This is a genomic window from Pseudomonas sp. CIP-10, assembly GCF_020911845.1.
Taxonomy (GTDB): Bacteria; Pseudomonadota; Gammaproteobacteria; order Pseudomonadales; family Pseudomonadaceae; genus Aquipseudomonas; species Aquipseudomonas alloputida.
In genome coordinates this window covers 213,466-240,464 of record NZ_CP087160.1, presented here as the reverse complement: position 1 = coordinate 240,464, position 26,999 = coordinate 213,466, and the positions used below count along the sequence as shown (strand labels likewise).

Genomic DNA, 26,999 nt, shown 5'->3' with positions numbered 1-26,999 from the left:
CTGTCAGCTGTCCTTGTTGTGGATGATGATGGTCGGATCGGCACCGCTGATCAACGAGTTGATCGTCTGGTTGGACCAGTTCACCCCTTCCAGTTTGATAGTCACGTCGGCGTTGGCGATACCACCTTCGGCGTTGAGCTTGCCTTCGCTGCTGACTTGCAACGTGGTCGTACCCTCCACCGTGGTGAGCTTCAGGTAGTTGTCGATGGTGCTGCCCTTCTCGCCCTGCAGCAGGTCCTTCAGGTCGATACGGTCACCCTCGGCCTTGTTGAAGTCCTTGATCACGTCGTTACCGATGTCGCCAGCCTTCCATACGAAGGTGTCGGCACCGCTGCCACCGATCAGGATATCGTCGCCCTGGCCACCGATCAGGGAGTCATTGCCGGTACCGCCCAGCAGGATGTCGTTACCTTTGCCACCATCGAGCGTGTCGCTGCCACCTTGGCCGAAGAGGATGTCATTGCCATTGCCGCCCGACAGGATGTCATTGCCGTCTTTGGCACCGGAGATATCGAACTCGGTGTAGTGCTCGGTGATGTACTGGTGAACATTGCTGGTAGTGACAGCACTGACTTCAACACCGCTCTTCTGTGCAACGTACGTCTGCAGGGCCTGGTAACCCTCGCTGACGACACCGTTGAGGGTGATCAGGTCACCGAAGATGATGTCGTTGCCGTTACCACTATCAATGGTGTCGGCACCTGGCACCGTTGCTTCGGAGTGACCGAGAATCGCCTTGGCCAAATCGGACGGGTCGATATTGGTCTGTGGCTTGCCGGCACTGTCGTAAGGTTTCAGATCGTTCAGCGTGACATCGCTGTTCAGGCCGATAGCCTGGACTTTGCTCAAGCCATTGGTGCCGCCCAATACTGCGAAACTTTCAGTAGAACCTGCGGCCGAGTAGACGTAGTTCCAGTAATCCGCGTAGCCGGTACCGTCCAGGCTGGAGAGTTCATAGGTACCATCACCTTGTGCGTGAAGGGTGCCGACCGTCTTGGTGGAGTCAAGCACCAACTCACCGCGGCGGTTCTCGGTATAGGTCAGCACTTTGACCACACCATTGCTGCTGATCTCGACCTTGTGAGTCGCATCGGCCCAGGCGCTGAACGTGTCACCCATCTTGTAATTGTTGACGTTGACTACATCATCCAGGCTTTTGCCATTCTTCCACAGGCTAGGGTTGGTGGACTCACCGCTCTGATAATAGGTTGGCTTACCGTCGGTAATGAAGTAAGTCAGGTTCTCCGCACCTTTGTTGCCGGTGGCCATGGTGCTGTTGAAGAAGTTGGACGTGGTCTTGAACGCGTCTTCATAGTTGGTACCGCCACCGTAGTAGCCGCCCACCATCGAGTTCAATACCGCCTGCAACTTGCTCAAAGCATCCGGGTCGGCAAGGTTCACTGCCACGTTCTTGTTTACCTGGGTATCGAAGTCGACCAGGAAGATGTTTACGGTACCCGAGGTGTCCGAGCCCAGGCTGGCCTTGAGCGTGTTGAACACCGAGGCCAACTGCGTCTTGGCGTCGGCAATCGACTTGTCGCTCATACTGCCCGAGCTATCGACCATGAAGGCGATGTTGTAGTTCTTGCCCTGAACCACGTTCAGCCCGGATACGTCAGCGACGATGATGTCGTTGCCTTCACTACCGGTCATCGTGTCATTGCCCGAGGTACCTACACTGGCCTTGTAGGTCGCAGCGTACACCGTCACCGGGATATTGCCGGTGGTGATGGCCGAGCCGCCCAGGCTTTCGGTGGCAGTCGAGGTAACCGTGATGTCGAACGAGCCTTTGTAATAGGCCGGCGGGGTCAGCGTCAGGCTGCTGAGTTTCCAGCCTGTCACATCGACCGGGGCAGTACCAACCGTGACCGTGTGGCCTGCACCATCGCTCAATACGGTACCTTTCGGGATACCGCTGAGTGTCACGTTCAGGCTTTCGGAGCCGTCAGTGTCGGTCAGGGCGGTGGAAATACCGACCAGTTTCACCGAGCCACCCTCAGGCCCTTCGTTGAGCTTGTAGCCGTCGTAGTAGCTCTGACCATTCACGGTGTGCAGGTCGGACACGCCCAGGCCTGCGTTCGCCATCTCGGTAACGTTCTGGTACATCTTGACGTTCGAGCTGCTCAGGTCGGTAACGGCACCGGAGCCTACCTGGATGTTCAGGTCATAGCTGCCTGGACCGGATTGGTTGGCATGGTAGACCTCGATCGGGTAGTAGCCGCTGGTATTTGGGGTAAAGGTACCCGACACCCCGCCACCGGCTCCCCAGGTGGCCGTGACTACAGTCTTGCCACCGATGGTGACCACGAAGCTGTCGTCGGCCAAGCCACTGAAGGTATAGACCTTGCCGGCTTCCAGGTAGATCAGGCCCGACGTTTTCGAACCGGTGCCAGCGGTGACGCTGCCATCGGACTGCACGTTGGTCGTGGTGCTGCTGGAGTTCGCGCTGCCGGAGTTGGCAAAGACCGTCTTCAGATCCTCGCCGGTAATGCCGTTGCCGCCAGTACCCAGGCCTTTGAGGCTGGTCCAGACTTCCTTGGTCAGCCCTTTGGACTCGATATCGGCGCTGCCGAAGCTCAGGGTCGGTTTGTCGGCAACCGGGCTGATATCGACCTTCATGGTCACTTCGCTGCCCAAGTTAGTGCCATCGTTCGGCTTGAACTTGAACTGGGCGTAGTCAGCCTTCTGGTTACCCACGCCAGTACCACCGTAGTTGTCCGCACCCGACTGGTTGAGGGCCGGAACGAACTTCAGGTTCTTGGCAGTGATATCAGCCTGGCTGACCACCTGGCCAACGGCCACATTTACCCATGCAGTACCGTTGAAGAACTGCAAGTTGCCGGCGGCCGGGAGCGAGGTAATGGTCACAGACAGGTTTGTGTTGCCGTCGGCATCAGTGACTTTGAAATCACTCCAGGCAAACACGTAATCGGTGTCCTCCACGCCAAATACTGCGCCGCCAGGCGAAACCGGCAGGTGGTCATTGTCGAGAATGGTGGTCGTCACGCTCGATTTGCTGCTATCAACCTGCAGGTTCTCGAAGTTACCACCCGTGGCGGCTTCGATCTTCACGACGAAGTTCTCGGTACCTTCGACCAGTTTGTCATCGAGGGTAGCGATGTTGAACGTCGTGCCTGTGCTGTTGGCCGGAATCTTCACGGTCGCAACACCGGTGAAGTCATCACCGTTTTTGGCGGTACCGCTGTAGCTAAGGGTGATAGTGACTTCGGACTTGGACGCGTTGCTCAGGGTCAGCGTGTACTGGCCGGTTTCACCTTCGGTCAGAGAAGACGTGCCGGTAATACCAACGGTGGTGACGTCACCCTGGTTGCCGGTGCCCGGCGTTCCCGTACCTGGTTCGTCGGTCACAGCGGTGCTGACCGGGGTCTTGTCCAGCGTCAGTTGCTCGAATTTGCCGACATCCGCACCTTCAACGGTTGCGATCGATTTGATCACCGGGTCGTTGGTACCGACGTAGACGTTGTCCGGGGCAGTCACGGTAGCAGTACCCACGGTGCCGTTGGCCGGCACAGTGATGACGGTTTTGCCGTCGCTCAGCGTGAAGGTCAATGCACTGTGGTTGTTGATCGGCAGACCATCTTTGTTGGTCAGGGTGATGGTGTAGGTGATCTCACCACCTTCGGTGACAGAAGGGGTCGCGGTCAGCTTGGCCACCACTTCGTCGGTGGTGTCGGTAACCTGAACGGTAGCCGCACCGCCCAGTTGCAGGTTCTCGAACTTAGCGCCAGTGACGTCTACCGCCGAATTGATACCCAGGCTGATCTGGCCAGCATCGTTGTAGACGTCATCGCCTTGCGCAGCGTGGGTGTATGGCGCGCTGGTCTCGCCGGCCTTGATGGTGACCTGGGCATTGTTGCTCAGGGTCACGACCAGATCGTGGGCCAGGGCGGTGTTGATGTGCACGGTGAAGGTCGGCTTGACGTTCTCGGCCACCGAAGTCTGGTCGGCCGTGATGGTGACCTTGACCAGGTCGCCTTCGTTGCCTGGGGTGCCCGGCTCGTCGGTAACCGACGTGCTGACCGGGGTCTTGTCGAGTGTCAGTTGTTCGAACTTGCCGACATCTGCGCCTTCAACGGTTGCGATCGATTTGATCACAGGGTCGTTGGTGCCAACGTAGACGTTGTCCGGGGCAGTCACGGTAGCAGTACCCACGGTACCGTTGGCCGGCACGGTGATGACGGTTTTGCCGTCGCTCAGCGTGAAGGTCAATGCACTGTGGTTGTTGATCGGCAAGCCGTCTTTGTTGGTCAGCGTGATGGTGTAAGTGATCTCACCGCCTTCGGTCACCGAAGGCGTCGCGGTCAGCTTGGCCACTACTTCGTCGGTGGTGTCGGTCACTTGAACCGAAGCCGCACCGCCCAACTCGAGGTTCTCGAAGGTCGCACCAGTGGCGTCCACTGCCGAGGTGATACCCAGGCTGATCTGGCCGGCATCGTTGTAGACGTCATCGCCCTGAGCAGCGTGGGTGTACGGCGCGCTGGTTTCGCCGGCCTTGATGGTGACCTGGGCATTGTTGCTCAGAGTCACGACCAAGTCGTGGGCCAGCGGCTGGTTGACGTGCACAGTGAAGATCGGTTTGACGTTCTCGGCTACCGAGGTCTGGTCGGCCGTGATGGTGACCTTGACCAGATCGCCTTCGTTGCCTGGGGTGCCCGGCTCGTCGGTGACCGACGTGCTGACCGGGGTCTTGTCGAGTGTCAGTTGTTCGAACTTGCCGACATCTGCGCCTTCAACGGTTGCGATCGACTTCACGACAGGGTCGTTAGCGCCGACGTAGACGTTGTCCGGGGCAGTGACGGTAGCAGTACCCACGGTGCCGTTGGCCGGCACAGTGATGACGGTTTTGCCGTCGCTCAGCGTGAAGGTCAATGCACTGTGGTTGTTGATCGGCAAGCCGTCTTTGTTGGTCAGCGTGATGGTGTAAGTGATCTCACCGCCTTCGGTCACCGAAGGCGTCGCGGTCAGCTTGGCCACTACTTCGTCGGTGGTGTCGGTCACTTGAACCGAAGCCGCACCGCCCAACTCGAGGTTCTCGAAGGTCGCACCAGTGGCGTCCACTGCCGAGGTGATACCCAGGCTGATCTGGCCGGCATCGTTGTAGACGTCATCGCCCTGAGCAGCGTGGGTGTACGGCGCGCTGGTTTCGCCGGCCTTGATGGTGACCTGGGCATTGTTGCTCAGGGTCACGACCAAGTCGTGGGCCAGCGGCTGGTTGACGTGCACAGTGAAGATCGGTTTGACGTTCTCGGCTACCGAGGTCTGGTCGGCCGTGATGGTGACCTTGACCAGATCGCCTTCGTTGCCTGGGGTGCCCGGCTCGTCGGTGACCGACGTGCTGACCGGGGTCTTGTCGAGTGTCAGTTGCTCGAACTTGCCGACATCCGCGCCTTCAACGGTAGCGATCGACTTCACGACAGGGTCGTTAGCGCCGACGTAGACGTTGTCCGGGGCAGTGACGGTAGCAGTACCTACGGTACCGTTGGCCGGCACGGTGATGACGGTTTTGCCGTCGCTCAGCGTGAAGGTTAATGCACTGTGGTTGTTGATCGGCAAGCCGTCTTTGTTGGTCAGCGTGATGGTGTAAGTGATCTCGCCGCCTTCGGTGACCGAAGGGGTCGCGGTCAGCTTGGCCACGACTTCGTCGGTGGTGTCGGTGACATCCACCTTCGCGGCACCGCCCAGCTCCAGGTTTTCGAAGGTGCGACCGTCTACATCCACAGCAGACGTGATGCCCAGGCTGATCTGGCCAGCGTCGTTGTAGACGTCATCGCCCTGCGCAGCGTGGGTGTACGGCGCGCTGGTTTCGCCGGCCTTGATGGTGACCTGGGCATTGTTGCTCAGGGTCACGACCAGGTCGTGAGCCAGCGGCTGGTTGACGTGCACAGTGAAGGTCGGCTTGACGTTCTCGGCCACCGAAGTCTGGTCGGCCGTGATGGTGACCTTGACCAGGTCGCCTTCGTTGCTGCCGCCCGGGTTGCCTGGGGTACCAGGCTCGTCGGTGACGGTAGTGCTGACCGGGGTCTTGTCGAGTGTCAGTTGCTCGAACTTGCCGACATCCGCGCCTTCAACGGTAGCGATCGACTTCACGACAGGGTCGTTAGCGCCGACGTAGACGTTGTCCGGGGCAGTGACGGTAGCAGTACCTACGGTACCGTTGGCCGGCACGGTGATGACGGTTTTGCCGTCGCTCAGCGTGAAGGTTAATGCACTGTGGTTGTTGATCGGCAAGCCGTCTTTGTTGGTCAGCGTAATGGTGTAAGTGATCTCACCGCCTTCGGTGACCGACGGGGTCGCGGTCAGCTTGGCCACGACTTCGTCGGTGGTGTCGGTGACATCCACCTTCGCGGCACCGCCCAGCTCCAGGTTTTCGAAGGTGCGACCGTCTACATCCACAGCAGACGTGATGCCCAGGCTGATCTGGCCAGCGTCGTTGTAGACGTCATCGCCCTGCGCAGCGTGGGTGTACGGCGCGCTGGTTTCGCCGGCCTTGATGGTGACCTGGGCATTGTTGCTCAGGGTCACGACCAGGTCGTGAGCCAGCGGCTGGTTGACGTGCACAGTGAAGGTCGGCTTGACGTTCTCGGCCACCGAAGTCTGGTCGGCCGTGATGGTGACCTTGACCAGGTCGCCTTCGTTGCTGCCGCCCGGGTTGCCTGGGGTACCAGGCTCGTCGGTGACGGTAGTGCTGACCGGGGTCTTGTCGAGTGTCAGTTGCTCGAACTTGCCGACATCCGCGCCTTCAACGGTTGCGATCGACTTCACGACAGGGTCGTTAGCGCCGACGTAGACGTTGTCCGGGGCAGTGACAGTGGCAGTACCCACGGTACCGTTGGCCGGCACGGTGATGACGGTTTTGCCGTCGCTCAGCGTGAAGGTCAATGCACTGTGGTTGTTGATCGGCAGACCATCTTTGTTGGTCAGGGTGATGGTGTAAGTGATCTCGCCGCCTTCGGTGACCGAAGGGGTCGCGGTCAACTTGGCCACTACTTCGTCGGTGGTGTCAGTCACTTGAACCGAAGCCGCACCGCCCAACTCGAGGTTCTCGAAGGTCGCACCAGTGGCGTCCACCGCCGAGGTGATGCCCAGGCTGATCTGGCCAGCGTCGTTGTAGACGTCATCGCCTTGCGCAGCGTGGGTGTACGGCGCGCTGGTTTCGCCGGCCTTGATGGTGACCTGAGCATTGTTGCTCAGGGTCACGACCAGGTCGTGAGCCAGGGCGGTGTTGATGTGCACGGTGAAGGTCGGCTTGACGTTCTCGGCCACCGAAGTCTGGTCGGCCGTGATGGTGACCTTGACCAGGTCGCCTTCGTTGCTGCCGCCCGGGTTGCCTGGGGTACCAGGCTCGTCGGTGACGGTAGTGCTGACCGGCGTCTTGTCGAGGGTCAGTTGCTCGAACTTGCCGACATCCGCGCCTTCAACGGTAGCGATCGATTTGATCACAGGGTCGTTGGTGCCAACGTAGACGTTGTCCGGGGCAGTCACGGTAGCAGTACCCACGGTACCGTTGGCCGGCACGGTGATGACGGTTTTGCCGTCGCTCAGCGTGAAGGTCAATGCACTGTGGTTGTTGATCGGCAGACCATCTTTGTTGGTCAGGGTGATGGTGTAGGTGATCTCGCCGCCTTCGGTGACCGACGGGGTCGCGGTCAACTTGGCCACCACTTCGTCGGTGGTATCGGTCACTTGGACCGAAGCAGCACCGCCCAACTCGAGGTTCTCGAACGCAGCGCCAGTGGCGTCTACTGCCGAGTTGATACCCAGGCTGATCTGGCCAGCGTCCTGATAGACGTCATCGCCCTGCGCGTCGTGGGTGTACGGTGCGCTGGTTTCGCCAGCCTTGATGGTGACCTGGGCATTGTTGCTCAGGGTCACGACCAGGTCGTGAGCCAGCGGCTGGTTGACGTGCACGGTGAACGTCGGTTTGACGTTCTCGGCCACCGAAGTCTGGTCAGCCGTAATGGTGACTTTGACCAGGTCGCCTTCGTTGCCCGGCGTACCTGGCTCGTCGGTAACCGACGTGCTGACCGGGGTTTTGTCGAGGGTCAGTTGCTCGAACTTGCCGACATCCGCACCTTCAACGGTTGCGATCGATTTGATCACCGGGTCGTTGGTACCGACGTAGACGTTGTCCGGGGCAGTGACGGTGGCAGTGCCCACGGTGCCGTTGGCCGGCACGGTGATGACGGTTTTGCCGTCGCTCAGCGTGAAGGTCAATGCACTGTGGTTGTTGATCGGCAAGCCGTCTTTGTTGGTCAGCGTGATGGTGTAGGTGATCTCGCCGCCTTCGGTCACCGACGGGGTAGCAGTCAGCTTGGCCACCACTTCGTCGGTGGTGTCGGTCACTTGAACCGAAGCCGCACCGCCCAGCTCCAGGTTTTCGAAGGTGCGACCGTCTACATCCACAGCAGACGTGATGCCCAGGCTGATCTGGCCAGCGTCGTTGTAAACGTCATCGCCTTGTGCAGCGTGGGTGTACGGCGCGCTGGTTTCGCCGGCCTTGATGGTGACCTGAGCATTGTTGCTCAGGGTCACGACCAGGTCGTGAGCCAGGGCAGTGTTGATGTGCACGGTGAAGGTCGGTTTGACGTTCTCGGCCACCGAAGTCTGGTCGGCCGTGATGGTGACCTTGACCAGGTCGCCTTCGTTGCTGCCGCCCGGGTTGCCTGGGGTACCAGGCTCGTCGGTGACGGTAGTGCTGACCGGGGTCTTGTCCAGCGTCAGTTGCTCGAACTTGCCGACATCCGCGCCTTCAACGGTTGCGATCGACTTCACGACAGGGTCGTTAGCGCCGACGTAGACGTTGTCCGGGGCAGTGACAGTGGCAGTACCCACGGTACCATTAGCCGGCACGGTGATGACGGTTTTGCCGTCGCTCAGCGTAAAGGTCAATGCACTGTGGTTGTTGATCGGCAAGCCGTCTTTGTTGGTCAGCGTGATGGTGTAGGTGATCTCACCACCTTCGGTCACCGAAGGGGTCGCGGTCAGCTTGGCCACGACTTCGTCGGTGGTGTCGGTGACATCCACCTTCGCGGCACCGCCCAGCTCCAGGTTTTCGAAGGTGCGACCGTCTACATCCACAGCAGACGTGATGCCCAGGCTGATCTGGCCAGCGTCGTTGTAGACGTCATCGCCCTGCGCAGCGTGGGTGTACGGCGCGCTGGTTTCGCCGGCCTTGATGGTGACCTGGGCATTGTTGCTCAGGGTCACGACCAGGTCGTGAGCCAGCGGCTGGTTGACGTGCACAGTGAAGGTCGGCTTGACGTTCTCGGCCACCGAAGTCTGGTCGGCCGTGATGGTGACCTTGACCAGGTCGCCTTCGTTGCTGCCGCCCGGGTTGCCTGGGGTACCAGGCTCGTCGGTGACGGTAGTGCTGACCGGGGTCTTGTCGAGTGTCAGTTGCTCGAACTTGCCGACATCCGCGCCTTCAACGGTAGCGATCGACTTCACGACAGGGTCGTTAGCGCCGACGTAGACGTTGTCCGGGGCAGTGACGGTAGCAGTACCTACGGTACCGTTGGCCGGCACGGTGATGACGGTTTTGCCGTCGCTCAGCGTGAAGGTTAATGCACTGTGGTTGTTGATCGGCAAGCCGTCTTTGTTGGTCAGCGTAATGGTGTAAGTGATCTCACCGCCTTCGGTGACCGACGGGGTCGCGGTCAGCTTGGCCACGACTTCGTCGGTGGTGTCGGTCACTTGAACCGAAGCCGCACCGCCCAACTCGAGGTTCTCGAAGGTCGCACCAGTGGCGTCCACCGCCGAGTTGATACCCAGGCTGATCTGGCCAGCGTCGTTGTAAACGTCATCGCCTTGTGCAGCGTGGGTGTACGGCGCGCTGGTTTCGCCGGCCTTGATGGTGACCTGAGCATTGTTGCTCAGGGTCACGACCAGGTCGTGAGCCAGCGGCTGGTTGACGTGCACGGTGAAGGTCGGCTTGACGTTCTCGGCCACCGAAGTCTGGTCGGCCGTGATAGTGACCTTGACCAGGTCGCCTTCGTTGCTGCCGCCCGGGTTGCCTGGGGTACCAGGCTCGTCGGTGACGGTAGTGCTGACCGGGGTCTTGTCGAGTGTCAGTTGTTCGAACTTGCCGACATCTGCGCCTTCAACGGTTGCGATCGATTTGATCACAGGGTCGTTGGTGCCAACGTAGACGTTGTCCGGGGCAGTGACAGTGGCAGTACCCACGGTGCCGTTGGCCGGCACGGTGATGACGGTTTTGCCGTCGCTCAGCGTGAAGGTCAATGCACTGTGGTTGTTGATCGGCAAGCCGTCTTTGTTGGTCAGCGTGATGGTGTAAGTGATCTCGCCGCCTTCGGTGACCGAAGGGGTCGCGGTCAGCTTGGCCACGACTTCGTCGGTGGTGTCGGTGACATCCACCTTCGCGGCACCGCCCAGCTCCAGGTTTTCGAAGGTGCGACCGTCTACATCCACAGCAGACGTGATGCCCAGGCTGATCTGGCCAGCGTCGTTGTAGACGTCATCGCCCTGCGCAGCGTGGGTGTATGGCGCGCTAGTTTCGCCGGCCTTGATGGTGACCTGGGCATTGTTGCTCAGGGTCACGACCAGGTCGTGAGCCAGGGCGGTGTTGATGTGTACGGTGAAGGTCGGTTTGACGTTCTCAGCCACCGAGGTCTGGTCAGCAGTAATAGTGACCTTGACCAGGTCGCCTTCGTTGCCCGGCGTACCTGGCTCGTCGGTAACCGACGTGCTGACCGGGGTTTTGTCGAGGGTCAGTTGCTCGAACTTGCCGACATCTGCGCCTTCAACGGTTGCGATCGATTTGATCACAGGGTCGTTGGTGCCAACGTAGACGTTGTCCGGGGCAGTCACGGTGGCAGTGCCCACGGTGCCATTAGCCGGCACGGTGATGACGGTTTTGCCGTCGCTCAGCGTGAAGGTCAATGCACTGTGGTTGTTGATCGGCAAGCCGTCTTTGTTGGTCAGCGTGATGGTGTAAGTGATCTCGCCGCCTTCGGTCACCGAAGGGGTCGCGGTCAGCTTGGCCACGACTTCGTCGGTGGTGTCGGTGACATCCACCTTCGCGGCACCGCCCAACTCGAGGTTCTCGAAGGTCGCACCAGTGGCGTCCACCGCCGAGGTGATACCCAGGCTGATCTGGCCAGCGTCGTTGTAAACGTCATCACCCTGAGCAGCGTGGGTGTACGGCGCGCTGGTTTCGCCGGCCTTGATGGTGACCTGAGCATTGTTGCTCAGGGTCACGACCAAATCGTGGGCCAGGGCGGTGTTGATGTGCACGGTGAAGGTCGGCTTGACGTTCTCGGCCACCGAGGTCTGGTCAGCCGTGATGGTGACTTTGACCAGGTCGCCTTCGTTGCCCGGCGTACCTGGCTCGTCGGTAACCGACGTGCTGACCGGGGTTTTGTCCAGCGTCAGTTGCTCGAACTTGCCGACATCTGCGCCTTCAACGGTTGCGATCGACTTCACGACAGGGTCGTTAGCGCCGACGTAGACGTTGTCCGGGGCAGTGACGGTGGCAGTGCCCACGGTGCCGTTGGCCGGCACGGTGATGACGGTTTTGCCGTCGCTCAGCGTGAAGGTCAATGCACTGTGGTTGTTGATCGGCAAGCCGTCTTTGTTGGTCAGCGTGATGGTGTAAGTGATCTCACCGCCTTCGGTCACCGAAGGCGTCGCGGTCAACTTGGCCACTACTTCGTCGGTGGTGTCAGTCACTTGAACCGAAGCGTTGCCGCCCAGTTGCAGGTTCTCGAAGGTGCGACCGTCTACATCCACAGCAGACGTGATGCCCAGGCTGATCTGGCCAGCGTCGTTGTAAACGTCATCACCCTGAGCAGCGTGGGTGTATGGCGCGCTGGTTTCGCCGGCCTTGATGGTGACCTGGGCATTGTTGCTCAGGGTCACGACCAGGTCGTGAGCCAGGGCGGTGTTGATGTGCACGGTGAAGGTCGGTTTGACGTTCTCGGCTACCGAGGTCTGGTCGGCCGTGATGGTGACCTTGACCAGATCGCCTTCGTTGCCTGGGGTGCCCGGCTCGTCGGTAACCGACGTGCTGACCGGGGTCTTGTCGAGTGTCAGTTGTTCGAACTTGCCGACATCCGCACCTTCAACGGTAGCGATCGACTTCACGACAGGGTCGTTAGCGCCGACGTAGACGTTGTCCGGGGCAGTGACGGTGGCAGTACCCACGGTGCCGTTGGCCGGCACGGTGATGACGGTTTTGCCGTCGCTCAGCGTGAAGGTCAATGCACTGTGGTTGTTGATCGGCAAGCCGTCTTTGTTGGTCAGCGTAATGGTGTAAGTGATCTCACCGCCTTCGGTGACCGACGGGGTCGCGGTCAGCTTGGCCACGACTTCGTCGGTGGTGTCGGTCACTTGAACCGAAGCCGCACCGCCCAACTCGAGGTTCTCGAAGGTCGCACCAGTGGCGTCCACCGCCGAGGTGATACCCAGGCTGATCTGGCCAGCGTCGTTGTAAACGTCATCACCCTGAGCAGCGTGGGTGTATGGCGCGCTGGTTTCGCCGGCCTTGATGGTGACCTGGGCATTGTTGCTCAGGGTCACGACCAGGTCGTGAGCCAGGGCGGTGTTGATGTGCACGGTGAAGGTCGGTTTGACGTTCTCGGCTACCGAGGTCTGGTCGGCCGTGATGGTGACCTTGACCAGATCGCCTTCGTTGCCTGGGGTGCCCGGCTCGTCGGTAACCGACGTGCTGACCGGGGTCTTGTCGAGTGTCAGTTGTTCGAACTTGCCGACATCCGCACCTTCAACGGTAGCGATCGACTTCACGACAGGGTCGTTAGCGCCGACGTAGACGTTGTCCGGGGCAGTGACGGTGGCAGTACCCACGGTGCCGTTGGCCGGCACGGTGATGACGGTTTTGCCGTCGCTCAGCGTGAAGGTCAATGCACTGTGGTTGTTGATCGGCAAGCCGTCTTTGTTGGTCAGCGTAATGGTGTAAGTGATCTCACCGCCTTCGGTGACCGACGGGGTCGCGGTCAGCTTGGCCACGACTTCGTCGGTGGTGTCGGTCACTTGAACCGAAGCCGCACCGCCCAACTCGAGGTTCTCGAAGGTCGCACCAGTGGCGTCCACCGCCGAGGTGATACCCAGGCTGATCTGGCCAGCGTCGTTGTAAACGTCATCACCCTGAGCAGCGTGGGTGTACGGCGCGCTGGTTTCGCCGGCCTTGATAGTGACCTGAGCATTGTTGCTCAGGGTCACGACCAGATCGTGGGCCAGGGCGGTGTTGATGTGCACGGTGAAGGTCGGTTTGACGTTCTCAGCCACCGAGGTCTGGTCAGCCGTGATGGTGACTTTGACCAGGTCGCCTTCGTTGCCCGGCGTACCTGGCTCGTCGGTAACCGACGTGCTGACCGGGGTTTTGTCCAGCGTCAGTTGCTCGAACTTGCCGACATCTGCGCCTTCAACGGTTGCGATCGATTTGATCACAGGGTCGTTGGTGCCGACGTAGACGTTGTCCGGGGCAGTCACGGTAGCAGTACCCACAGTACCGTTGGCCGGCACGGTGATGACGGTTTTGCCGTCGCTCAGCGTGAAGGTCAATGCACTGTGGTTGTTGATCGGCAAGCCGTCTTTGTTGGTCAGCGTGATGGTGTAAGTGATCTCACCGCCTTCGGTCACCGAAGGCGTCGCGGTCAGCTTGGCCACGACTTCGTCGGTGGTGTCGGTGACATCCACCTTCGCGGCACCGCCCAGCTCCAGATTTTCGAAGGTGCGACCGTCTACATCCACAGCAGACGTGATGCCCAGGCTGATCTGGCCAGCGTCGTTGTAAACGTCATCACCTTGTGCAGCGTGGGTGTACGGCGCGCTGGTTTCGCCGGCCTTGATGGTGACCTGGGCGTTGTTGCTCAGGGTCACGACCAGGTCGTGGGCCAGGGCGGTGTTGATGTGCACGGTGAAGGTCGGTTTGACGTTCTCGGCCACCGAGGTCTGGTCAGCAGTAATAGTGACCTTGACCAGGTCGCCTTCGTTGCTGCCGCCCGGGTTGCCTGGAGTGCCAGGCTCGTCGGTGACGGTAGTGCTGACCGGGGTCTTGTCGAGTGTCAGTTGCTCGAACTTGCCGAAATCCGCGCCTTCAACGGTAGCGATCGATTTGATCACAGGGTCGTTGGTGCCAACGTAGACGTTGTCCGGGGCAGTCACGGTAGCAGTACCCACGGTGCCATTAGCCGGCACGGTGATGACGGTTTTGCCGTCGCTCAGCGTGAAGGTCAATGCACTGTGGTTATTGATCGGCAGACCGTCTTTGTTGGTCAGGGTAATGGTGTAGGTGATCTCACCACCTTCGGTGACCGAAGGGGTGGCAGTCAGCTTGGCCACTACTTCGTCGGTGGTGTCGGTCACTTGAACCGAAGCGTTGCCGCCCAGTTGCAGGTTCTCGAAGGTGCGACCGTCTACATCCACAGCAGACGTGATGCCCAGGCTGATCTGGCCAGCGTCGTTGTAGACGTCATCGCCTTGCGCGTCGTGGGTGTACGGCGCGCTGGTTTCACCGGCCTTGATGGTGACCTGGGCATTGTTGCTCAGGGTCACGACCAGGTCGTGAGCCAGCGGCTGGTTGACGTGCACAGTGAAGGTCGGCTTGACGTTCTCGGCCACCGAAGTCTGGTCGGCCGTGATAGTGACCTTGACCAGGTCGCCTTCGTTGCTGCCGCCCGGGTTGCCTGGAGTGCCAGGCTCGTCGGTGACGGTAGTGCTGACCGGGGTCTTGTCGAGTGTCAGTTGTTCGAACTTGCCGACATCTGCGCCTTCAACGGTTGCGATCGATTTGATCACCGGGTCGTTGGTACCGACGTAGACGTTGTCCGGGGCAGTCACGGTAGCAGTACCCACGGTGCCGTTGGCCGGCACAGTGATGACGGTTTTGCCGTCGCTCAGCGTGAAGGTCAATGCACTGTGGTTGTTGATCGGCAGACCATCTTTGTTGGTCAGGGTGATGGTGTAGGTGATCTCACCACCTTCGGTGACCGAAGGGGTCGCGGTCAGCTTGGCCACCACTTCGTCGGTGGTGTCGGTAACCTGAACGGTAGCCGCACCGCCCAGTTGCAGGTTCTCGAACTTAGCGCCAGTGACGTCTACCGCCGAATTGATACCCAGGCTGATCTGGCCAGCATCGTTGTAGACGTCATCGCCTTGCGCAGCGTGGGTGTACGGCGCGCTGGTTTCGCCGGCCTTGATGGTGACCTGAGCGTTGTTGCTCAGGGTCACGACCAGGTCGTGAGCCAGGGCGGTGTTGATGTGCACGGTGAAGGTCGGCTTGACGTTCTCGGCCACCGAAGTCTGGTCGGCCGTGATGGTGACCTTGACCAGGTCGCCTTCGTTGCCCGGCGTACCCGGCTCGTCGGTAACCAACGTGCTGACCGGGGTCTTGTCGAGTGTCAGTTGTTCGAACTTGCCGACATCTGCGCCTTCAACGGTTGCGATCGATTTGATCACCGGGTCGTTGGTACCGACGTAGACGTTGTCCGGGGCAGTCACGGTAGCAGTACCCACGGTGCCGTTGGCCGGCACAGTGATGACGGTTTTGCCGTCGCTCAGCGTGAAGGTCAATGCACTGTGGTTGTTGATCGGCAGACCATCTTTGTTGGTCAGGGTGATGGTGTAGGTGATCTCACCACCTTCGGTGACCGAAGGGGTCGCGGTCAGCTTGGCCACCACTTCGTCGGTGGTGTCGGTAACCTGAACGGTAGCCGCACCGCCCAGTTGCAGGTTCTCGAACTTAGCGCCAGTGACGTCTACCGCCGAATTGATACCCAGGCTGATCTGGCCAGCATCGTTGTAGACGTCATCGCCTTGCGCAGCGTGGGTGTACGGCGCGCTGGTTTCGCCGGCCTTGATGGTGACCTGAGCATTGTTGCTCAGGGTCACGACCAGGTCGTGAGCCAGGGCGGTGTTGATGTGCACGGTGAAGGTCGGTTTGACGTTCTCGGCCACCGAGGTCTGGTCAGCCGTGATGGTGACTTTGACCAGGTCGCCTTCGTTGCCCGGCGTACCTGGCTCGTCGGTAACCGACGTGCTGACCGGGGTTTTGTCCAGCGTCAGTTGCTCGAACTTGCCGACATCTGCGCCTTCAACGGTTGCGATCGATTTGATCACAGGGTCGTTGGTGCCGACGTAGACGTTGTCCGGGGCAGTCACGGTAGCAGTACCCACAGTACCGTTGGCCGGCACGGTGATGACGGTTTTGCCGTCGCTCAGCGTGAAGGTCAATGCACTGTGGTTGTTGATCGGCAAGCCGTCTTTGTTGGTCAGCGTGATGGTGTAAGTGATCTCACCGCCTTCGGTCACCGAAGGCGTCGCGGTCAGCTTGGCCACGACTTCGTCGGTGGTGTCGGTGACATCCACCTTCGCGGCACCGCCCAGCTCCAGATTTTCGAAGGTGCGACCGTCTACATCCACAGCAGACGTGATGCCCAGGCTGATCTGGCCAGCGTCGTTGTAAACGTCATCACCTTGTGCAGCGTGGGTGTACGGCGCGCTGGTTTCGCCGGCCTTGATGGTGACCTGGGCGTTGTTGCTCAGGGTCACGACCAGGTCGTGGGCCAGGGCGGTGTTGATGTGCACAGTGAAGGTCGGTTTGACGTTCTCGGCTACCGAGGTCTGGTCGGCCGTGATGGTGACCTTGACCAGATCGCCTTCGTTGCCTGGGGTGCCCGGCTCGTCGGTAACCGACGTGCTGACCGGGGTCTTGTCGAGTGTCAGTTGTTCAAACTTGCCGACATCCGCGCCTTCAACGGTTGCGATCGATTTGATCACCGGGTCGTTGGTGCCAACGTAGACGTTGTCCGGGGCAGTCACGGTAGCAGTACCCACGGTACCGTTGGCCGGCACGGTGATGACGGTTTTGCCGTCGCTCAGCGTGAAGGTCAATGCACTGTGGTTGTTGATCGGCAGACCATCTTTGTTGGTCAGGGTGATGGTGTAGGTGATCTCACCACCTTCGGTGACAGAAGGGGTCGCGGTCAGCTTGGCCACCACTTCGTCGGTGGTGTCGGTAACCTGAACGGTAGCCGCACCGCCCAGTTGCAGGTTCTCGAACGTAGCGCCAGTGGCGTCCACTGCCGAGGTGATACCCAGGCTGATTTCGCCAGCATCTTGGTAGACGTCATCGCCTTGCGCGTCGTGAGTGTACGGCGCGCTGGTTTCGCCGGCCTTGATGGTGACCTGGGCATTGTTGCTCAGGGTCACGACCAGGTCGTGAGCCAGGGCGGTGTTGATATGTACGGTGAAGGTCGGTTTGACGTTCTCGGCCACCGAAGTCTGGTCGGCCGTGATGGTGACCTTGACGATGTCGCCTTCGTTGCCTGGGGTACCTGGCTCGTCGGTGACCTGGGTGCTGACCGGGGTCTTGTCCAGGTTCAGGTTTTCGAACTTCCACGCATCTGCACCGCTGACCGCGTCGATGGCATTGACCACCGGCGCGTTAGTGCCGACATAGACATTGTCCGGGGCGGTTGCAGTGGCCGAACCGGTGGTGCTGTTCGCTGCCACGACGACAGTGGTGCCGTCGGTCAGCTTGAAGTACAGCTCCGAGTGGTTGTTGATCGGCAGACCATCTTTGTTGGTCAGCGTGATGGTGTAGGTGATCTCGCCGCCTTCGGTGACCGACGGGGTCGCGGTCAGCTTGGCCACCACTTCGTCGAGGGTGTCGGTCACTTGGACCGAAGCCGCACCGCCCAGTTCGAGGTTCTCGAAGGTCGCACCAGTGGCGTCTACCGCCGAGTTGATGCCCAGGCTGATCTGGCCAGCGTCCTGGTAGACGTCATCGCCTTGCGCGTCGTGAGTGTACGGCGCGCTGGTTTCGCCGGCCTTGATGGTGACCTGGGCATTGTTGCTCAGGGTCACGACCAGGTCGTGGGCCAAGGCGGTGTTGATATGTACGGTGAAGGTCGGTTTGACGTTCTCGGCTACCGAAGTCTGGTCGGCCGTGATGGTGACCTTGACGATGTCGCCTTCGCTGCCTGGGGTACCTGGCTCGTCGGTGACCTGGGTGCTGACCGGGGTCTTGTCCAGGTTCAGGTTTTCGAACTTCCACGCATCTGCACCGCTGACCGCGTCGATGGCATTGACCACCGGCGCGTTAGTGCCGACATAGACATTGTCCGGGGCGGTTGCAGTGGCCGAACCGGTGGTGCTGTTCGCTGCCACGACGACAGTGGTGCCGTCGGTCAGCTTGAAGTACAGCTCCGAGTGGTTGTTGATCGGCAGACCATCTTTGTTGGTCAGCGTGATGGTGTAGGTGATCTCGCCGCCTTCGGTGACCGACGGGGTCGCGGTCAGCTTGGCCACCACTTCGTCGAGGGTGTCGGTCACTTGGACCGAAGCCGCACCGCCCAGCTCGAGGTTCTCGAAGGTCGCACCAGTGGCGTCTACCGCCGAGTTGATGCCCAGGCTGATTTCGCCAGCATCCTGGTAGACGTCATCGCCTTGCGCGTCGTGAGTGTACGGCGCGCTGGTTTCGCCGGCCTTGATGGTGACCTGAGCATTGTTGCTCAGGGTCACGACCAGGTCGTGAGCCAGGGCGGTGTTGATGTGTACGGTGAAGGTCGGCTTGACGTTCTCGGCCACCGAGGTCTGGTCAGCCGTGATGGTGACTTTGACCAGGTCGCCTTCGCTGCCTGGGGTACCTGGCTCGTCGGTGACCTCGGTGCTGACCGGGGTCTTGTCCAGGTTCAGGTTTTCAAACTTCCACGCATCTGCGCCGCTGACCGCGTCGATGGCATTGACCACCGGCGCGTTGGTGCCGACATAGACGTTGTCCGGGGCGGCTGCAGTGGCCGAACCGGTGGTGCTGTTCGCTGCCACGACGACGGTGGTGCCGTCGGTCAGCTTGAAGTACAGCTCCGAGTGGTTGTTGATCGGCAGACCGTCTTTGTTGGTCAGCGTGATGGTGTAGGTGATCTCGCCGCCTTCAGTGACCGACGGGGTCGCGGTCAGCTTGGCCACCACTTCGTCGAGGGTGTCGGTGACTTGAACCGAAGCAGCACCGCCCAACTCAAGGTTCTCGAACGCAGCGCCGGTGGCGTCCACCGCCGAGTTGATACCCAGGCTGATCTGGCCCGCATCCTGATAGACGTCATCGCCCTGCGCGTCGTGGGTGTACGGTGCGCTGGTTTCGCCAGCCTTGATGGTGACCTGGGCATTGTTGCTCAGGGTCACGACCAGGTCGTGGGCCAAGGCGGTGTTGATATGTACGGTGAAGGTCGGTTTGACGTTCTCGGCTACCGAAGTCTGGTCGGCCGTGATGGTGACCTTGACGATGTCGCCTTCGCTGCCTGGGGTACCTGGCTCGTCGGTGACCTGGGTGCTGACCGGGGTCTTGTCCAGGTTCAGGTTTTCGAACTTCCACGCATCTGCACCGCTGACCGCGTCGATGGCATTGACCACCGGCGCGTTAGTGCCGACATAGACGTTGTCCGGGGCGGTTGCAGTAGCCGAACCAGTGGTGCTGTTGGCTGCCACGACGACAGTGGTGCCGTCGGTCAGCTTGAAGTACAGCTCCGAGTGGTTGTTGATCGGCAGACCGTCTTTGTTGGTCAGCGTGATGGTGTAGGTGATCTCGCCGCCTTCGGTGACCGACGGGGTGGCGGTCAACTTGGCCACGACTTCGTCGAGGGTGTCAGTCACTTGAACCGAAGCGTTGCCGCCCAGTTCCAGGTTCTCGAACGCAGCACCAGTGGCGTCCACCGCCGAGTTGATGCCCAGGCTGATCTGGCCAGCGTCCTGGTAGACGTCATCGCCTTGCGCGTCGTGGGTGTACGGCGCGCTGGTTTCGCCAGCCTTGATGGTGACCTGGGCATTGTTGCTCAGGGTCACGACCAAATCGTGGGCCAAGGCGGTGTTGATATGTACGGTGAAGGTCGGCTTGACGTTCTCGGCCACCGAGGTCTGGTCGGCCGTGATGGTGACCTTGACGATGTCGCCTTCGCTGCCTGGGGTACCTGGCTCGTCGGTGACCTGGGTGCTGACCGGGGTCTTGTCCAGGTTCAGGTTTTCGAACTTCCACGCATCTGCACCGCTGACCGCGTCGATGGCATTGACCACCGGCGCGTTAGTGCCGACATAGACGTTGTCCGGGGCGGTTGCAGTAGCCGAGCCCGTAGTGCTGTTCGCTGCCACAACGACAGTGGTGCCGTCGGTCAGCTTGAAGTACAGCTCCGAGTGGTTGTTGATCGGCAGACCGTCTTTGTTGGTCAGCGTGATGGTGTAGGTGATCTCGCCGCCTTCGGTGACCGACGGGGTGGCGGTCAGCTTGGCCACCACTTCGTCGAGGGTGTCGGTCACTTGGACCGAAGCCGCACCGCCCAGTTCGAGGTTCTCGAAGGTCGCACCAGTGGCGTCTACCGCCGAGTTGATGCCCAGGCTGATCTGGCCAGCGTCCTGGTAGACGTCATCGCCTTGCGCGTCGTGAGTGTACGGCGCGCTGGTTTCGCCAGCCTTGATGGTGACCTGGGCATTGTTGCTCAGGGTCACGACCAGGTCGTGAGCCAGGGCGGTGTTGATGTGCACGGTGAAGGTCGGCTTGACGTTCTCGGCCACCGAGGTCTGGTCGGCCGTGATGGTGACCTTGACGATGTCGCCTTCGTTGCCTGGGGTGCCAGGCTCGTCGGTGACGGTAGTGCTGACCGGCGTCTTGTCGAGTGTCAGTTGTTCGAACTTGCCGACATCTGCGCCTTCAACGGTTGCGATCGATTTGATCACAGGGTCGTTGGTGCCAACGTAGACGTTGTCCGGGGCAGTGACGGTGGCAGTGCCCACGGTGCCGTTGGCCGGCACGGTGATGACGGTTTTGCCGTCGCTCAGCGTGAAGGTCAATGCACTGTGGTTGTTGATCGGCAGGCCGTCTTTGTTGGTCAGCGTGATGGTGTAAGTGATCTCACCGCCTTCGGTCACCGACGGGGTCGCGGTCAACTTGGCCACTACTTCGTCGGTGGTGTCAGTCACTTGAACCGAAGCGTTGCCGCCCAGTTGCAGGTTCTCGAAGGTGCGACCGTCTACATCCACAGCAGACGTGATGCCCAGGCTGATCTGGCCAGCGTCGTTGTAGACGTCATCGCCTTGCGCGTCGTGGGTGTACGGCGCGCTGGTTTCACCGGCCTTGATGGTGACCTGAGCATTGTTGCTCAGGGTCACGACCAGGTCGTGAGCCAGCGGCTGGTTGACGTGAACAGTGAAGGTCGGCTTGACGTTCTCGGCCACCGAAGTCTGGTCGGCCGTGATGGTGACCTTGACCAGGTCGCCTTCGTTGCCTGGAGTGCCTGGCTCGTCGGTGACCTGGGTGCTGACCGGGGTCTTGTCCAGGTTCAGGTTTTCGAACTTCCACGCATCTGCGCCGCTGACCGCGTCGATGGCATTGACCACCGGCGCGTTAGTGCCGACATAGACGTTGTCCGGGGCGGTTGCAGTAGCCGAACCAGTGGTGCTGTTGGCTGCCACGACGACAGTGGTGCCGTCGGTCAGCTTGAAGTACAGCTCCGAGTGGTTGTTGATCGGCAGACCGTCTTTGTTGGTCAGCGTGATAGTGTAGGTGATCTCGCCGCCTTCGGTGACCGACGGGGTGGCGGTCAGCTTGGCCACCACTTCGTCGAGGGTGTCGGTCACTTGGACCGAAGCCGCACCGCCCAGCTCGAGGTTCTCGAAGGTCGCACCAGTGGCGTCCACCGCCGAGTTGATGCCCAGGCTGATTTCGCCAGCATCCTGGTAGACGTCATCGCCTTGCGCGTCGTGGGTGTACGGCGCGCTGGTTTCACCGGCCTTGATGGTGACCTGGGCATTGTTGCTCAGGGTCACGACCAAGTCGTGGGCCAGCGGCTGGTTGACGTGCACGGTGAAGGTCGGTTTGACGTTCTCAGCCACCGAGGTCTGGTCGGCCGTGATGGTGACCTTGACAATGTCGCCTTCGCTGCCTGGGGTACCTGGCTCGTCGGTGACCTGGGTGCTGACCGGGGTCTTGTCCAGGTTCAGGTTTTCGAACTTCCACGCATCTGCACCGCTGACCGCGTCGATGGCATTGACCACCGGCGCGTTAGTGCCGACATAGACATTGTCCGGGGCGGTTGCAGTGGCCGAACCGGTGGTGCTGTTCGCTGCCACAACGACAGTGGTGCCGTCGGTCAGCTTGAAGTACAGCTCCGAGTGGTTGTTGATCGGCAGACCGTCTTTGTTGGTCAGCGTGATGGTGTAGGTGATCTCGCCGCCTTCGGTGACCGACGGGGTGGCGGTCAGCTTGGCCACCACTTCACTGATAGTGTCCGAGATCTCAACGGTAGCCGGGCCACCCAAGGCCAGCTTCTCGAAGGTGGCACCCGGAACTGTAGCGTCGGTAACACTGAGCGTGATGGAGCCTGCATCAAGATAGACGTCATCGCCCTGAACCGAGGTCTTGTACTCGACTTCGGTCTTACCGGCTTCGATCGTCACGGTGTCGCCGTTCGACAGGGTTACGGTCAACGGACGGTCCAGCGCCTGGCTAACTTTCACAGTAAAGGAAGGTTGCTGGTCTTCGGTCACATTTCCATTGCTGACAATGCTTACGGTGACGGTATCGATGCTGTCATTGATGACCGTCGAGGCGGGGGTCGGGTTCGGGGTCAGTTGCTCGAAGTTGCCGCCCGTGGCGTTCTCGATGGTGACGCTGACGGTCGAACCGTTGTTGTAGACGTCATTGGCCGGGGTCTGGAAATCGACGCTGCCCTGGGTTTTGCCGGCTTCAACGGTAATGGTTTGGCCGTTGGACAGGGTCACGGTCACCGGCGTCTGGGCAGGATTGCTCAGGGTCACGGTGTAGGTGATCACGCCGCCTTCGGTCACGCTTGGCGAGGCGGTCAGGGTTGCAGTGGTGGTATCGACCGAGTCGTTGATCGTGGTCTGAGCCGGCGTCGGGTTCGGGGTCAGTTGCTCGAAGTTGCCGCCCGTGGCGTTCTCGATGGTGACGCTGACGGTCGAACCGTTGTTGTAGACGTCATTCGCCGGGGTCTGGAAATCAATACTGCCCTGGGTTTTGCCGGCTTCAACGGTAATGGTCTGACCGTTGGACAGGGTCACGGTTACCGGCGTCTGAGCAGGGTTGCTCAGGGTCACGGTGTAAGTGATCACGCCGCCTTCGGTCACGCTTGGCGAGGCGGTCAGGGTTGCAGTGGTGGTGTCGACCGAGTCGTTGATCGTGGTCTGAGCTGGCGTCGGGTTCGGGGTCAGCTGTTCGAAGTTGCCGCCCGTGGCGTTCTCGATGGTGACGCTGACGGTCGAGCCGTTGTTATAGACGTCATTGGCCGGGGTCTGGAAATCGACGCTGCCCTGGGTTTTGCCGGCTTCAACGGTAATGGTTTGGCCGTTAGACAGGGTCACGGTTACCGGCGTCTGGGCAGGGTTGCTCAGGGTCACGGTGTAGGTGATCACGCCGCCTTCGGTGACCGACGGGCTCGCCGTCAGGGTCGCGGTGGTGGTGTCGACCGAGTCGTTGATCGTGGTCTGAGCCGGCGTCGGGTTCGGGGTCAGTTGCTCGAAGTTGCCGCCCGTGGCGTTCTCGATGGTGACGCTGACGGTCGAACCGTTGTTGTAGACGTCATTGGCCGGGGTCTGGAAGTCGACGCTGCCCTGGGTTTTGCCGGCTTCAACGGTAATGGTCTGACCGTTGGACAGGGTCACGGTTACCGGCGTCTGAGCAGGGTTGCTCAGGGTCACGGTGTAGGTGATCACGCCGCCTTCGGTGACCGACGGGCTCGCCGTCAGGGTCGCGGTGGTGGTGTCGACCGAGTCGTTGATCGTGGTCTGAGCCGGCGTCGGGTTCGGGGTCAGTTGCTCGAAGTTGCCGCCCGTGGCGTTCTCGATGGTGACGCTGACGGTCGAACCGTTGTTGTAGACGTCATTGGCCGGGGTCTGGAAGTCGACGCTGCCCTGGGTTTTGCCGGCTTCAACGGTAATGGTTTGGCCGTTGGACAGGGTCACGGTCACCGGCGTCTGGGCAGGATTGCTCAGGGTCACGGTGTAGGTGATCACGCCGCCCTCGGTCACGCTTGGCGAGGCGGTCAGGGTTGCAGTGGTGGTATCGACCGAGTCGTTGATCGTGGTCTGAGCCGGCGTCGGGTTCGGGGTCAGTTGCTCGAAGTTGCCGCCCGTGGCGTTCTCAATGGTGACGCTGACGGTCGAACCGTTGTTGTAGACGTCATTCGCCGGGGTCTGGAAATCAATACTGCCCTGGGTTTTGCCGGCTTCAACGGTAATGGTCTGACCGTTGGACAGGGTCACGGTTACCGGCGTCTGAGCAGGGTTGCTCAGGGTCACGGTGTAAGTGATCACGCCGCCTTCGGTCACGCTTGGCGAGGCGGTCAGGGTTGCAGTGGTGGTGTCGACCGAGTCGTTGATCGTGGTCTGAGCTGGCGTCGGGTTCGGGGTCAGCTGTTCGAAGTTGCCGCCCGTGGCGTTCTCGATGGTGACGCTGACGGTCGAGCCGTTGTTATAGACGTCATTGGCCGGGGTCTGGAAATCAACGCTGCCCTGGGTTTTGCCGGCTTCAACGGTGATGACCTGGCCGTTGGACAGGGTCACGGTTACCGGCGTCTGGGCAGGGTTGCTCAGGATCACGGTGTAGGTGATCACGCCGCCTTCGGTGACCGACGGGCTCGCCGTCAGGGTCGCGGTGGTGGTGTCGACCGAGTCGTTGATCGTGGTCTGAGCCGGCGTCGGGTTCGGGGTCAGCTGCTCGAAGTTGCCGCCCGTGGCGTTCTCAATGGTGACGCTGACGGTCGAACCGTTGTTGTAGACGTCATTCGCCGGGGTCTGGAAATCAATGCTGCCCTGGGTTTTACCGGCTTCAACGGTAATGGTCTGACCGTTGGACAGGGTCACGGTTACCGGCGTCTGAGCAGGGTTGCTCAGGGTCACGGTGTAGGTGATCACGCCGCCTTCGGTGACCGACGGGCTCGCCGTCAGGGTCGCGGTGGTGGTGTCGACCGAGTCGTTGATCGTGGTCTGAGCCGGCGTCGGGTTCGGGGTCAGTTGCTCGAAGTTGCCGCCCGTGGCGTTCTCGATGGTGACGCTGACGGTCGAACCGTTGTTGTAGACGTCATTGGCCGGGGTCTGGAAGTCGACGCTGCCCTGGGTTTTGCCGGCTTCAACGGTAATGGTTTGGCCGTTGGACAGGGTCACGGTCACCGGCGTCTGGGCAGGATTGCTCAGGGTCACGGTGTAGGTGATCACGCCGCCCTCGGTCACGCTTGGCGAGGCGGTCAGGGTTGCAGTGGTGGTATCGACCGAGTCGTTGATCGTGGTCTGAGCCGGCGTCGGGTTCGGGGTCAGTTGCTCGAAGTTGCCGCCCGTGGCGTTCTCAATGGTGACGCTGACGGTCGAACCGTTGTTGTAGACGTCATTCGCCGGGGTCTGGAAATCAATACTGCCCTGGGTTTTGCCGGCTTCAACGGTAATGGTCTGACCGTTGGACAGGGTCACGGTTACCGGCGTCTGAGCAGGGTTGCTCAGGGTCACGGTGTAAGTGATCACGCCGCCTTCGGTCACGCTTGGCGAGGCGGTCAGGGTTGCAGTGGTGGTGTCGACCGAGTCGTTGATCGTGGTCTGAGCTGGCGTCGGGTTCGGGGTCAGCTGTTCGAAGTTGCCGCCCGTGGCGTTCTCGATGGTGACGCTGACGGTCGAGCCGTTGTTATAGACGTCATTGGCCGGGGTCTGGAAATCAACGCTGCCCTGGGTTTTGCCGGCTTCAACGGTGATGACCTGGCCGTTGGACAGGGTCACGGTTACCGGCGTCTGGGCAGGGTTGCTCAGGATCACGGTGTAGGTGATCACGCCGCCTTCGGTGACCGACGGGCTCGCCGTCAGGGTCGCGGTGGTGGTGTCGACCGAGTCGTTGATCGTGGTCTGAGCCGGCGTCGGGTTCGGGGTCAGCTGCTCGAAGTTGCCGCCCGTGGCGTTCTCAATGGTGACGCTGACGGTCGAACCGTTGTTGTAGACGTCATTCGCCGGGGTCTGGAAATCAATGCTGCCCTGGGTTTTACCGGCTTCAACGGTAATGGTCTGACCGTTGGACAGGGTCACGGTTACCGGCGTCTGAGCAGGGTTGCTCAGGGTCACGGTGTAGGTGATCACGCCGCCTTCGGTGACCGACGGGCTCGCCGTCAGGGTTGCAGTGGTGGTGTCGATTGTATCGGTCACTTGGGTAACCGCTGGCGTTTGCGGCAATGTCACCGTCAGCCCGCCACCCCCGGAACTGCCGGTCACGGTCGCCGAAATCTGGCCCCCGTCGATGTAGGGCGTGTCGTTTGCCGGAACTACGACGTTGACACTACCACTGGTCTGTCCAGCCGGAATAACGATCACGGCACCGTTGGACAGCGTAATTACCAGGTTGGTGGTCGGCGCCTGACCAACGGTGGCGGTATAAACGATTACGCCACCCGCTTCACTGATAGAAGGGGTTGCGCCAAGCGTCAGCTCAGTAGCAACGTTGGTATCCGTAGGTGTGGTCACCAGGTTGTTGCCGTTAGTGTCCAGCAGGCCCACTTCTTCGTTATCGAGTACGCCCGCAAAGCCCAGCCCGTCAGTCGGGAAACCAACCGTCGGGTCAACACGGCCAGCCGTTTCTTCGAGCATCACGAAGCTGTGGCCACCGCCCAGCGCACCACCACCCGCTGATGACGGGCCAGCGGCGGTAGCTTCAAGCTCAGTAGTCGGGTCAACACCAGCAGCAATAGCCTGCTGCAGCTCTTCCACCGAAGGCGCGGCCTGGGCTGCCGCCTGGCTCAGGTCGGTGCTGCTGTCAGGCGCATCGGCGCTCCATTGGCTGTCACGGCCCAGATCGAGCGTACGGCCATCAGCCAGCTCCAGAGTAACTGCGCCACCAGGACCGGTGAGCACTTCCTCACCGGTCAACAGGCGGTCACCTTCGATAAGTACACGCCGGATGCCCTCTGGGGATACCGCAATAACCTGGCCGACAATGCTTTTGACGATGGCTACAACGCTGCTCATTG

1 protein-coding gene is annotated in these 26,999 nt (G+C 60.8%); it reads right to left on the bottom strand.

The genetic code is table 11. The annotated features are described in order from the left end of the window. Positions 1–3 precede the first annotated feature (3 nt). Entirely contained in the window at positions 4–26,997 is a 26,994-nt protein-coding gene (locus tag LMH93_RS00995) for an immunoglobulin-like domain-containing protein (RefSeq protein WP_230064767.1), read from the bottom strand. Positions 26,998–26,999 lie beyond the last annotated feature (2 nt).